Genomic DNA, 12,689 nt, shown 5'->3' with positions numbered 1-12,689 from the left:
TTGCGCGGTGTATCTGGCACGATGCGGCGGCAAGCGAAGGAGCGGTTCTATGGCGATGCGCCGCCGGGCAAACGGACAGCGGCGATGAGCGGCGACACGTTGCAACGGGCGCTGGCACTGGCGCGCGCCGGGCAGACCGGTGCCGCCGAACAGGCGCTGCGCAAGATGCTGGCCGCGACGCCGGACCAGCCGGATGCGCTGCAGCTGCTCGGCATGATCGCGCGGGGGCGCAAGGACAATGCGGCGGCGGTCGGGTATTTCCAGCGGGCGCTGGCGGCGCGGCCGGACCAGCCGGACGTGCTCAACACGCTGGGCAATACGCTGCGCGATCTGGGGCGGGCGGACGAGGCGATCGCCGCCTATCGCGACGCGGCGCGGCGGCGGCCGGGCTTTGGCGAGGCGCTGACCAATCTTGGTCTCGCCTATCTGGCGGTGGGCGACGCGGCGGCGGCGCTGGAGGTGCTGGAGGCGGCGACGCGGGCCAACGAGCGGAGCGGCGGCGCGTGGTCTGCTCTGGGCCGGGCGCTGCGCGCGCTGGGCCGGTTGCCGGCGGCGCTGGAGGCGTTCCAGACGGCGCTGGCGATCCGGCCTGGCCATGTGCCGACGCTGCATAATTACGCGATCGCGCTGCGGCTGGCCGGGCGGGCGGCGGAGGCGGCGGCGATATTGGAGCAATGCGCGGCGGCCAGCCCGGACACCGCCGCCATCCACTACAACCTTGGCCATTGCCATTACGACCTTGGCCGGCTGGACGCGGCGGCGGCCTGCTACGAGCGGGCGGTGGCGCTGAACCCCGGTGACCGCGACAGCCATGATTCGCTCAACCGGCTCTACTGGCAGACCGGCAACCACGGACACTACCTCGCCAGCTACGCTCGCGCGTTGCAGCGCGACCCGAACGATGCCGGACTGCTCGCCGACCTCGCCAACCGGCTGAGTTTGGGCGGGCGGACTGGAGAGGCGGCGCAGATGCTGGAAGCGGCGCTGGCGCGCGGGGTCGGCGGCGGCGAGGTCCACGAACGGCTGGGGCAGGCGCTGGCGGCGGCGGGGGCGGAGGACCGGGCGCTGGGTGCCTTTGCCGCTGCCATTGCCACCGCGCCGGAGCGGAAAGGCCCGCGGCTGGACATGGTGCGGACGCTGATCGTGCGCGAACGCTATGACGAGGCGCTGGCGGCGCTGGCGCCGGTGATCGAGCACCACCCCGACGACCAGCAGGCGATCGCGTTCCAGGCGCTGGCCTGGCGCCTGCTGGGCGACCCGCGCGCCGAGCGGCTGAACGATTATAACCGGCTGATCGCCGAGCAGACGCTGGAGCCGCCGGCGGAATGGGGCGGGGCGGCGGCGTTCAACCAACGGCTGGAGGCGGCGCTGGTCAGGCTGCACGTGACCAGCGAATATCCGCTGGAGCAGACGCTGCGCCAGGGCACCCAGACGATGGGCGAGTTGTTCGACCAGCCGGCGCCGGAGATCCGCGCGGTGAAGGCGATGATCGAACAGGCGGTCGGCGCCTATATCGCCGCGCTGCCCGACGATGCCGACCATCCATTCCTGCGCCGCAAGGCGGCCGGGTTCCGCTTTTCCGGGTCATGGTCCGTCCGGCTGCGGCGGCAGGGTTTCCACCTGAACCACGTCCATTCCGAAGGGTGGATCAGTTCCTGCTACTATGTCGGCCTGCCGCCGGCGGTGGCGCGCGGCGATGGCCAGCAGGGCTGGATAAAGTTTGGCGAGACGGCGCTGGCGCTGGGTGCGCGCGAGCGGGTGGCGCGGGCGATCCGCCCGGCGGTGGGCAAGCTGGTGCTGTTCCCGTCCTATTTCTACCACGGCACGGTGCCGTTCGACGACGACGCCCACCGCACGACCATTGCCTTCGACGTGGTGCCGGAGCGGGGGTAGAGTTTGTGCGTCTTGGGCGGAAGCGGCACCGGCCCGCGCCCCCACCCGCCCGCACGAAAAGGGCCGGGCGGCCCGTGACCGCCCGGCACCCGATAGCCGGCGAGGGAAGAGTGGCGCCGGGGGTGGCGCCGCACGCCGGGTCAGAGTTTCAGTGTCGCCCCGAAGTAGAAGCGGACGCCCAGCGGATCGTAGGTGCTCGGGAAGGTGTTAAGCTGTTCCTGCGAGCTGCCGATCAGCGGCTGCTTGTTGTTGAAGATGTTGACGACACCGCCGAACAGGGTGAGCGGCTTGATGTCGTAGCTGAGCGACAGGTCGAAATAATGTTCCGGCTTGATCACCGGCACGGCGAGCTGGCTGGCCGTCAGCAGGCCGCGCGTCACCCGGTCGTCCGTCACCTTGCCCTGGTAGCGGTAGCGGATGCTGGCGGTGAAGTCGTCGACGTTCAGCGTGGCGCGGGCGGTGCCCTTCCATTCCGGCAGCGGTTCGCCGCAGGTCAGGCCGAACGCGCCCTGGCAGGCATTGACCAGGCTGGAAATCGCCGCGACCGGGTTCAGTTCGAACTTGTTCAGCCAGTTGACCGAACCGGCGATGCTGAACTTGCTGTCGCCGCCGAGCAGCGTGCTGACGTCGAAGGTGTAGGCCGCCGAGACGTCGACGCCGTCGGTCTTGATCGCGCCGATATTGTCGAATGGCGCGCTGACCCCGCCAGGGTTGCCGATCGTGCCGTCCGGCAGGCGGGCGACCGACTGGCAGTAGAAGCTGGTCGCGTCCTGGAACACGTTATAGCACAGGTCGAGAACGCTGTTCAGCGGCGCGCGGAAGATCGCGTCCTTGATCGAGATGTTATAGTAGTCGACGGTGAAGCTCATCCGCGAGGTTGGCCGGAACACCGCGCCCAGCGTGAAGGTGTCGGTGGTTTCTTCCTCCAGATCCGGGTTGCCGCCGACGATGCCGCGCAACTGGAAGCTGGGCTGGATGCCGCTGTTGCCGACAGCGGCCGACGGCACGCCGGTGGCGACGCACAGCGCCTGGATCGTCGCGTTGGTCGCCGCCGTCGGCAGCGCGCACGGATCGGTCGCCGCTTCGGAGATGCCGGACTGGGCGCGGTAGAGCTCGTCGACGCTCGGCGCGCGGACGGCGCGCTGATACTGGCCGCGGACCATCAGTTCCGGGATGATCTGCCAGGTGGCGCCACCGCCGTAGGTCCACACGCCGCCGACATTGCGGAGCGAATAGTCGGAATAGCGGAAGGCGCCGTTCAGTTCGAAGCCGTCGAATACCGGCACGCGGACTTCGCCGAACAGTTCCTTGATGCTGTAGCCGCCGCCGGAAATCTGGCCGGTATCGCCGACGCCGCCCTGCGACGGGATGAAGAAGGCGGAAACGTCACGCCATTCGACGCCGGCGGCGAAGCCGACCGGGCCGGCGGGAAGCTCGAACAGCTTGCCGGTGATGACGCCGGTCGCCACCTGCATCTTCGCTTCCTGGCTGCTGGTCGTGCGGCCGGTGATGAAGCCGATGCCCGCATCGGAAATATTCGGGCCGAAGATGTTGAGCGGTACGCAGCCATTGGCTGGGTTTTCGCAGACCAGTTCTCCGCCATTGGCGACGCCGGCGAACGGGAACGGGCTTGTCGCGCCGGTGGTCGGGTTGCGGAACACGGTGGTGACGCCCTGGGTGAACGCCGCCTGCAGGATCACCCCTTCCGAATTGGTGACATTGCGGGTGCGGGCATAGGAATAATAGGCGTCGAATTTCAGATCGGTCAGGAAGCTGTCGCTGGCCGAGCCGATGTCGCCGCGCAGGCCGCCGACCAGCCGCCAGGCATTGCGTTCGAACTGCGAGGTCCTCACCCGGCCTTCCGAAATGCGGCGGCCGATGCTGAGCGTGGTGAAGCCGTCGCCGCGGGTGGCGGCGCTGGTTTCGGTATCGTCGAGCGCGCGCAGCAGGTTCTGGAGCCCCGGCGACAGATAGGGGCTGTTGACCTGGAAGCGGTAGCTGCCGCCGACCGGCGTCGCCGCATACTGCGTTTCGACGATGTTGTTGGTGTAGATGCCCTCCATATAGGCTTCGACGGAATCGGTGATGTGATAATTCACCATGCCGCCTAGGATGCGGCGTTCCTGCGGAAGCTGAAGGTAATTGTCCGGGTTGAAATTGTAGCGGTCGCCGGGGACGACGAAGCGCGACGGGATGGCGCCGGTATCGTCCAGCTTGAAGCCGTTCGCGTCGATGCCGGTCAGGCCGAGCGCATCGAGCGCCGCCCCGACCTGCGGCCGTGCCGCGAGCTGGGCGCCGAGCGGCAGGCCGGCGAAGCGGCCGTTGGGGATGCCGGCGCTGCCGCCGCACTGAAGCGTCGGCGAGCCGGCGACGACCGCATCCTCCAGGAAGCAGGTGGAACGCGCGCGCGCGTCGGCCATGGTCGGGTCGCGCTTGAAGTAATTGACGTAGAAGGTCGCGTTGCCGCGATCCTCGGCGAAATTGCCGCCGACGATGACGTCGAGGTTCAGCTTGGCCCCGTCACCATGGCCGGTGATGTCGTATTGGGCGGTTGCTTCCAGACCCTGGAAATTGTTCTTGAGCACGAAGTTGACGACGCCGGAGATGGCGTCCGAACCGTAGACCGCCGACGAACCGCCGGTGACCAGTTCCACCCGGTCGACCAGCGCGGTCGGGATGGTGTTGAGATCGGTCACCTGGCGTGCGTCGAAGAAGATGTAGCGGCGGCCGTTGACCAGGATCAGGTTGCGCTGCTCACCCAGGCCGCGAAGATTGACGGTCGCGACGCCGCTGCTCTCGTTGTTGGTGAAACCGGATTCGCCCGGCACGACCTGCGGCAGGGTGTTGAGCACATTCTCGACCGTGGCCGAACTGCTCAGGGTGAATTCCTCGGACGACACCTGCGAGATCGGGTTGGGTGCGGTCAGCGCCGCGCTGGCGATACGCGATCCGGTGACGACGATGACCGGTTCGTCCGGCTGGCTCTCGGACGTGCCGCCGCCCGACTGGGCATAGACCGGCGTCGTGAGGCCGGCGACCAGCAGCGTCGATGCTGCCGTGGTCAGGAACCGGGTGCGGATGTTGGTACGTGCGGTGTTGTTCATGGCATAACCCCCCTTTGCATAAGGTCACGCGCGCCCGTGCGGACGCACTGTCTCGGCCAGTGGTGGCCGATGTGCCGGGGCCGGCCGTGTTACGGCTTCTGGCCCTGGCCGCCTGTCCGGTGGGGCGCCTTCGCTGCCGCCGGCAGGCGGGTCAGCGAAGGGCCTGCCGCCCCCCGGGAAACGCCGATAATCTAGTCTTTTCTCAAATCCATCAGACGCCATCCCTTCCGTCGCCGGTTGCCGCGAAGCGCGGGGTCCGGCGCCACGCACATGTAAATTCATGTGTATAAACTATATGTAAAATCATATACAACTTCCGCGAACGAACGCAAGGGCTTTTGTCCGTCCCGCCCGTGGCGGGGACAGGCCGTGCCGATTGCCCGACACGGCCCAGCGCGGGTCAGCGCGCCGCGCGCCGCAGCGGCCGGGGACCGCCGGCGAGCGGCAGTTTGTCCTCGTCGATCAGCGCGCCGTTCTTCATCACCCAGACGATCTTCTTGGCGTTGTCGATGTCGGCCGTCGGGTCGGCGTCGAGCAGCACCATGTCGGCCAGCTTGCCCGGCTCGATCGACCCCAGATCGTCTTCCCGGCCGATGTGGCGGGCGCCGTTCAGCGTGGCGATGCGGACGATTTTCGCCGCCGGAATGCCGGCCGCCTGAAGCAGTTCCATCTCGCGGTGGACGGCCGGCCCCAAGGTCTGGTCGGTGGCGATGGCGATGATGCCGCCGGCGGCGTCGATCTGGCGCATGTTTTCCTGCGCGATCGGCGTCATCAGCTTCATCCACCAGGTCCAGCCGCGCTCCTTCCATGCCGGCAGCGTTTTGGTGCGAAGTTCGTCGATCTCCGCCTTGCTGTACGACGCCTGATAGAGCGGCTGGTCGAGATATTCGGGATGTTCGACCAGCCGGCTATAGCCCTCGCCGATGGTCAGCGTCGTTGCCATCGGCATTTTCCGGGCGCCCATCAGCTTGGCGAATTCGGGGCTGATCGGCGACTGGATCACCGGGTGGGCGAGGCTGTCGATGCCGGCGAAGATCGCTTCCGTCGCGCGCAGCTCGCTTGAGGTGTGCGCGGTGGTGCGGATGCCGTGGCGGTTGGTTTCGAGGATGATCTCCTGCATCAGGTCGAGCGGCAGCAGCGGGATCAGCGGGCGCGTGCCCCAGCCATGTTCCTCCAGCGTCAGCTTCAGGATGTCGGGTTTCTGCTCTTCGAGATATTTGACGAGTTTCGGCCTGTCTTCCGTCCAGTTGTCGATCGCCATGCCGCCGCTGTCGCCGTGGCTGCCCGGATAGGTCGCGACATAGCCGGTCGCGAGGATGCGCGGCGACAGGATCTTGCCCGCCCGTTCCTCCGCCCGCAGGCCGAAGATATGTTCCGGCACGTTGCCGGCGTCATAAACGGTGGTAACCCCGGAATAGAGGTAGCTGGCGAGCGCCTGCAGCCCGGCCGCGTGTGCCGCCTGCGCGTCGGCGCTGGCCGCCGGCGGGACCGGCGCGGTCGGGTTCTTCGGATCGACGCCGACCATTCGCCGGCCGTCGCCGCCGCGCGCGCCCTTCAGGTGGATGTGCACGTCCATCAGCCCCGGCATCAGATATTTGCCGCTGCCGTCGATCCGGCGGCCCGACACGCGGGGCGCCGCCGCCGTCGGCGTGACGAAGCTGATCCGCCCCTTGTCGATGCCGATCGACATCTTCGCCTGGTTCGGCTGGCCGGTTCCGTCGACAAGCGTCACATTCTCGATGACGAAATCCTCGGCCAGCGCCGGGGCGGCCAGCGCCAGCGGAAGCACGCTCGCGCAGACCGCGAGACGACGAAGAACGGTTCCCTTCCAGCTCATTTGCGCACCTCCTGCCCGTCGCGCCTGAAGACGATGCCATCACGCATCACAAAATTGACGTTCATCACCTGGTTGATGTCGGCGACCGGATCGCCGTCGAGCGCGATCACGTCGGCGGCCATGCCCGGATCGAGCCGGCCGCGGTCCTTGAGGCCGGCGGCGTCGGCGGCGTTGACCGTGCCGGTTTTCAGCGCCTCGACCGTGGTCATCCCGGCGTCGACATATTCGACCATTTCCTGCGCGTTGGTGCCGTGCGGCGCGATGCCGCAATCGGTGCCGAGCGCGATCGGCGTGCCAATTTTGATCGCCATGCGGACCAGCTTTTTCGGCTGGTCGCCGAGCTTGAACAGCTTGGCCAGCGAGTTGGGGTTGATGTTGGCCATCGGCCCTTTCATCACCGCTTCCGGCGTTGTGCCGACATAGCTGATCGGCCAGACCGTCGGGATCAGGTAGGTCCCGCGCGCCTTCATAAGCTTCAGGCTTTCCTCGTCGGCCCACATGCCGTGTTCGATCGAATCGTAGCCGGCGCGGACGGCGGCATCGATGCCGCCCTTGCCGTGGGCGTGGGTGGTGACCTTGCGGCCCATCGAATGGCCGGCCTCGACGATCGCCTTCAGCTCTTCATCGGTGAATTGCTGTTCGGTACCGGCGTCGGATGGGTCGAGCACGCCGCCGGTGACGTGGACCTTCAGCACGTCGGCGCCGAACTTGATCTGCTGGCGGGCGACGCGGCGGCAATCCTCCGGCCCGTCGCAGACACTGTCGCGCGGCGAGGCGTCGAGGAAGGCGCGTTTCAGGTTATGGGCGTCGCCGTGCCCGTTGGTCGGGCTCAGTCCCTCGCCCGCCGCGACGATCTTCGGCCCGGGCACGATGCCGAGGTTGATCGCGTCGCGCAGCGAGAAAATCGCCTCGTTGGTCGCGCCGAGATCGCGGATGGTGGTGAAGCCGGCCTGCAGCGTGGTCATCGCGTTGGTCGCGCCGTTCAGCGCGAAAAACGCATTTTCCTGGCGCAGATTCAACCCGGACATCCGCCCGACCAGCCCGCTGCCGGTGATGTGGACGTGCAGGTCCATGAAGCCGGGCAGGACGAATTTGTTCGACAGATCGACGACCTGGGTGTCGGCCGGCAGGCCGAGCGTGGCGGCATCGACGAAACCCTGATGGACGGACCGGATCTTGCCGCCGTCGGTCACCAGTGTCGCCTGATTGAGCACCGGCTTGCCCGGCTCCGTCATCAGCTTTCCGGCGTGGATGATCGCCGTTGTGGCGGTGCGCGGTGTCGGCTGCGGCGGTTGACCCGGCTGGACGACGCGCTCGGCGGTGGCCGGCGCCGCGACGCCCAGCGTCAGGCATGCCGCCGCTGACAGGAGAATGGATAGGCGCATGTCAGATCCCCTTCTTGCCAAGCAATCCGATCTACCGCCGGAATTGCTATAGGTTTAAAATAAATCGGCCCTTCTGCGACGCCCTGCCCCCCTGTTCCGGCATGACCGGGCGATCCTGCCGACGGGCTGGGGGAGCGGACCTGCATTCTGCTATGTCATTGCTTTCATGCCCCGGCCCCGTCGGAACACGCTTCATGGCGACACGGGCGCCTGCCTTGTCACGCGGTAGCCGTCACCGCGCCCGCAGCGCCGGCCCCGCACATGTTATGACCGGTCAATTCATGAAAAACAATATGAAAATGCTATGTATCTTCAAGCTGCCCGGAATCCGCGCGCACGCAGGCCCGCGCGCCGGAAAAGGCGGTGCCGAATCCGGGTTGGCGGGGCGGGGAGGCGTCGGCGCGGTGCCGGCCGAGTCGTGCGGGGGCGGTTCAGTACAGCCCGTCGATCTCGACGGTCAGGCGTGGCGGCGGCGGGCTGAGCAGCAGGCTGCGGGTGCGGGACAGGTTCGCCTCCTCCCCCTGCAGGCGGCCATATTTGGCGCGGGTGGCGGCGACGGCGGCGGCGGTGTCGCGCAGGATCGTCGGGCGCAGGAACACGAACAGCGTCTTCTTCGCCTGGCTTTCCTTGCGCGCCTTGAACAGTTCGCCGAGCAGCGGCACGTCGCCGAGCAGCGGCACCTTGCTGTTGACCCGCATCCTGTCGTCGCTGATCAGCCCGCCGAGCACGATCGTCTCGCCATTGTCGGCGAGCACCGTCGTCTGGATGCTGCGGCGGTTGGTGACGAGATCGGCGGCGCCGGTGACCGCGTTGGTCAGCGCAGAGACTTCCTGGCTGACCTCCAGCTTGACCACGTCGCCGGAATTGACCCGCGGCACGACGCGCAGGGTGATGCCGACGTCCTGCCGTTCGATGGTGGTGAACGGGTTGACGCTGTTGCCATCCGTTCCGAAGCTGCCGGTGCGGAACGGCACGTTCTGGCCGACGACGATTTCCGCCGGTTCGTTGTCGAGCACGGTCAGGCTGGGCGTGGACAAGAGATTGGCGCGGGTCGAGGTGCCGAGCGCCTGGATCAGCAGCCGGAAGTCGCTGTTGCCGACATTGACGTTGAGGCCGTTGCCGACGCCGACGGCGGCCGGTGAGCCGAGCGCCGACAGCAGCGTCCGGTACGGCACGTCGAGGCTGGAAAAATTGGTGGCGCCGCCGGAGCCGATGCCCGGCGGCGCGGCGCTGCCAAGGCCGAGCTGGACACCGAGCTGTTCGGCATCGTCACTGTTGATCTCGACGATCGCCGCCTCGATCATCACCTGCGGGCGGCGGACGTCCAGTTCGGTGATGATCGGTTCGAGCTGGGCGATCGCCGACGGGGTGCCGCGCACGACGATGGCATTCAGTTCCGGCGCCGGCTGGATCGCCAGATCCGGCGTCGCGAAACCCTCCGGCGTCGGCTTGGCCGCATCGGCGGCCGCGGGCGGCGCGCCGCTGGCGATGCTGCTCGCCAGGCTGGCGCTCGACGGGGTCGCGGCGGTGGCGGCGGTGCGGCCAGTGCCGAGGCCGCGCGTCGTGCGCCCGCCGGCGAGGGCGCGGGCGACCGGATTGGTTGCCGCCGCGCCTTCACCGAGCAGGCCGCGCAGCACCTCTGTCAGCGATTCGGCATCGCTGTTGGCGAGGCGGAAGACGCGGGTGGTCGGCGCCGCGCCGCCCGGCTGGTCGAGCGCGGTGGCGATGCGCCGCGCCTCGCGCATCGCGCTCGCCTCCCCCCGGATCAGCACGATGTTGGAGCGCGCGTCGGCGGCGATGCGCGGGCCGCCGGCCTGCCCGCCGTCGCCGAGGACGGCGCGGATCGCGTTCACGACATCTTCCGCCGTGCCGTATTTCAGGCTGATCGCCTGAAATTCCGCGCCGGCGCCGCCGTCGAGCGCGGCGGCCAGGCCCTGAATGCGGCGAACATTGTCGGCATAGTCGGTGACGACGATCGCGTTGGGCGAGGTTAGCGCCTCGACGCTGCCGAACTGGGCGACCAGCGGCTTGAACACCCTGACCGCCTGATCTGGGGCAAGGGTGTGCAGGCGGATCAGCCGGGTGACGACCTCTGCGCCACGACCGCGCGTGCCGATGCCGCCGTCGCGCGCGGCGTTGGCCTGGCCGACGATCCGCCAGACCCGGCCGCTGCGGATCGCCGCGAAGCCCTGCGCGCGCAGCACCGACTGGAACAGGTCCCAAACGCCCTCCGGGCTGAGCGGTGTCGCCGACGAAACGTTGACGGTGCCGCGCACCTGCGGGTCGAGGATCAGCGTGCGGCCGGTGATCCGCGAAATCTGTTCGGCGACGTCGGCGATGTCGATGTCGCGCATGTTGACGACGACATCGCCGGACACGGTGGAGTCACCGGGCTGCGCGAGCAGCGGGGCGGGCAGCGCCAGCGCGACGGCCAGCGCCGTGGTCAGGAGGCCGGAACGGGTGAACATGCTTCCCCTCAACGCGAATCCGGGTGGGGCCGGGGCGGTTCCGTGCCCGCCTCGGTGCGGTTTGCAGGCGGGGCGGGCGGCGAGTCAAGAACGGGCGCGGAGGCTGCCGCCGCCGGCTGTGCGACTGGCGCCGGGGCGGGCGCGGAAGGCGACGGCGGCGCGGTGGCGGCCGGCGCGGCACCGCTGGCGGCGAGCAGGCTTTGCATCCGGCCGGGGAAATAGAGCGCCTGACGCTGGCCGCCGACCGTCAGCTCGACATGGTCGGTGGCGATCGCGACGACGGTCGCGCCGTCGAGGGCATCGCCCGGCGCGACGCGCAGCGGCGGCTTGCCCCCGGCGGCGACCAGCGCGGCGGACGGAGCGGGCGGCGCCGCGTAGAACAGCGCCTTCAGCACCAGCGGCAGGGTGGTCGGCGGCGCCGCCGGTCCGCCACCGGCGCCCGGATTGCCAAACGGGGCGAGTGCGACGAGCGGCGCGATGTCGACCGGTGCCGGGGCGGGCGATGGCGCGGCGACGGCGGTGGGCGGAGCGCCAGCCCCCAGCGCCAGCCGCCAGGTTAGCGCGGCGAGCGCGAGCGCGACCGAGACGACGACGAGGAGCGCGAGGAGGTCGAGCGCACGGCCGATCCGGCGTGGGGTGAGCGTCGCGTTCATTGGATGGCCCCACGATCGACAAAGCCGTCGAGTGTAGCGAGCGGCGCCTTGCCGCCTTCCGGCGTGACCGCGACGGTGACGGCGTGAAGCGCTGGGTCCGCGCTTGGGCGTTCGGTGACGGCGATGGTCCAGCGCCGGTCCATCATCGTCACCGGGCCGGCGGGCGGGGAGCCGGGCAGCGCCAGTTCCGCCAGCCGGTTCTCCGCGACCCAGCCGGCAATCGCCCGGTCCTCCAGCCCGCGCGTCGCGTCGACATGGCCTTCGGTCGCGCGGATCAGCCCGACGCTGGCGACGCCGAGGACGAGCAGCGCGACCAGCGTTTCGATCAGCGAGAAGCCCCGTTCGGTCATGCCGCGCCCGCTGCCGTTCCCGCCGGTGCGGGCACCGCGACCGCGACGAATCCGTCGAACAGCACCTGCCACGCCTGCCCGCCATCGCTGATCCGCGCGACGATGCCCTGGCCGGTGCCGTCGCTGGCGAGCGGTGCCGGCGAGGCGCCGTCGACCGCGAAGCGGAAGCCCTGTGGCATCCTATGCCGGCCGGCAAGGCTGTTGCCGGTTTCGGGCAGCCAGCGGCGGGTATTCGGATCCCAGCCGAGGAAGCTGTAGCCGTGATCGTCCCACGCGAGCAGCAACCGGCGGTCCTGCACCATTTCGATATCGGCGGCGAGCGACAGGCGGGCGGCCATCGTGCGCGCTTCCGCCTGAACATTGACGCCGCGCCCGCTGCCGAAACCGAGCACGGCAATACCCGACGCGATGCCGATGATCGCCAGCACCACCAGCATTTCGACTAGGGTCAGGCCACGCTCGGCAGCGGCGGGGCGCATGGTTCAGCCGACCACCCCAAGGTCGGCGTCTACGCCCTCGCCGCCCGGCTTGCCGTCGCGGCCGAGCGACCCGAGTTCGAAACCGGCGCCCGAATCGCCGGGGCTTTTATAAAGATAGGGCCGGTCCCACGGATCGACCGGTACGTCAGCCAGATAGCCTTCCGGGTTCCAGTTGGCCGGTGCGTCGGCGCCCTGCGGCTGTTTCGCCAGTGCGGCGAGGCCCTGCTGGGTCGTCGGGTAGCCGCCGGTATCGAGCCGGTACATCTTCAGCGCCGCCGAGATCGTTTTCAGATCGGTATTGGCGACGGTCACCCGCGCCTGATCCGGCCGACCGATGACGTTGGGGACGATCAGCGCCGCGACCAGCGCGATGATCGCCAGCACGACGATCATCTCGACAAGGGTCAGGCCGCGTTCGGCGGGGGGTGCGCCCGGCGTGCGGGCAGGCGGATTTGTGGCGGTTTTCCGCGGGTCTGACACGGAACTGTCACAAAGAAACTCTGGCAACACCGTCATGGCC

9 protein-coding genes are annotated in these 12,689 nt (G+C 68.8%); 1 reads left to right on the top strand and 8 read right to left on the bottom strand.

Annotated elements, in window-relative coordinates; genetic code table 11:
* The first annotated feature begins 21 nt into the window (after positions 1-21).
* Entirely contained in the window at positions 22-1,893 is a 1,872-nt protein-coding gene (locus ACMT1E_RS13435) for a 2OG-Fe(II) oxygenase family protein (RefSeq protein WP_414900864.1), read from the top strand.
* A gap of 140 nt (positions 1,894-2,033) precedes the next feature.
* Here ACMT1E_RS13435 and ACMT1E_RS13430 read toward each other — a convergent pair whose 3' ends face one another.
* From ACMT1E_RS13430 to gspG, 8 genes are all read right to left on the bottom strand, one after another.
* On the bottom strand, positions 2,034-4,997 hold the full coding sequence (locus ACMT1E_RS13430; protein ID WP_414900862.1) for a TonB-dependent receptor domain-containing protein: 2,964 nt from the start codon (positions 4,995-4,997) through the stop codon (positions 2,034-2,036).
* A gap of 400 nt (positions 4,998-5,397) precedes the next feature.
* Positions 5,398-6,834 (bottom strand): amidohydrolase family protein, encoded by a 1,437-nt coding sequence (locus ACMT1E_RS13425; RefSeq protein WP_414900860.1) that lies wholly within the window; start codon positions 6,832-6,834, stop codon positions 5,398-5,400.
* Positions 6,831-8,219, bottom strand: coding sequence for an amidohydrolase family protein (locus ACMT1E_RS13420; RefSeq protein ID WP_414900859.1), 1,389 nt, complete (start codon positions 8,217-8,219; stop codon positions 6,831-6,833). The genes ACMT1E_RS13425 and ACMT1E_RS13420 overlap by 4 nt, the downstream gene beginning before the upstream one ends.
* A gap of 431 nt (positions 8,220-8,650) precedes the next feature.
* Complete coding sequence (gene gspD, locus ACMT1E_RS13415) at positions 8,651-10,687, bottom strand: type II secretion system secretin GspD (RefSeq protein WP_414900857.1); 2,037 nt, start codon at positions 10,685-10,687, stop codon at positions 8,651-8,653.
* Between the two features lie 8 nt (positions 10,688-10,695).
* Complete coding sequence (locus ACMT1E_RS13410) at positions 10,696-11,340, bottom strand: type II secretion system protein N (RefSeq protein WP_414900856.1); 645 nt, start codon at positions 11,338-11,340, stop codon at positions 10,696-10,698.
* Positions 11,337-11,690 (bottom strand): type II secretion system minor pseudopilin GspI, encoded by a 354-nt coding sequence (gspI, locus tag ACMT1E_RS13405; RefSeq protein ID WP_414900854.1) that lies wholly within the window; start codon positions 11,688-11,690, stop codon positions 11,337-11,339. Before gspI ends, ACMT1E_RS13410 begins: the two co-directional genes overlap by 4 nt.
* Positions 11,687-12,169 carry a prepilin-type N-terminal cleavage/methylation domain-containing protein gene (locus tag ACMT1E_RS13400; RefSeq protein WP_414900853.1) on the bottom strand — a complete coding sequence of 161 codons (483 nt, stop codon included), beginning with the start codon at positions 12,167-12,169 and terminating at the stop codon, positions 11,687-11,689. Before ACMT1E_RS13400 ends, gspI begins: the two co-directional genes overlap by 4 nt.
* Positions 12,170-12,172: 3 nt before the next feature.
* Positions 12,173-12,649: a type II secretion system major pseudopilin GspG gene (gspG, locus tag ACMT1E_RS13395; RefSeq protein WP_414900852.1), complete on the bottom strand. Its 477-nt coding sequence runs from the start codon at positions 12,647-12,649 to the stop codon at positions 12,173-12,175.
* Between the last annotated feature and the right edge of the window lie 40 nt (positions 12,650-12,689).

The sequence above is a fragment of the Sphingomonas flavalba genome, assembly GCF_047553045.1.
Classification (GTDB): Bacteria; Pseudomonadota; Alphaproteobacteria; order Sphingomonadales; family Sphingomonadaceae; genus Sphingomonas_L; species Sphingomonas_L flavalba_A.
The sequence above is the reverse complement of the archived record's forward strand: the minus strand, read 5'-3'. Positions and strand labels throughout refer to the sequence as shown.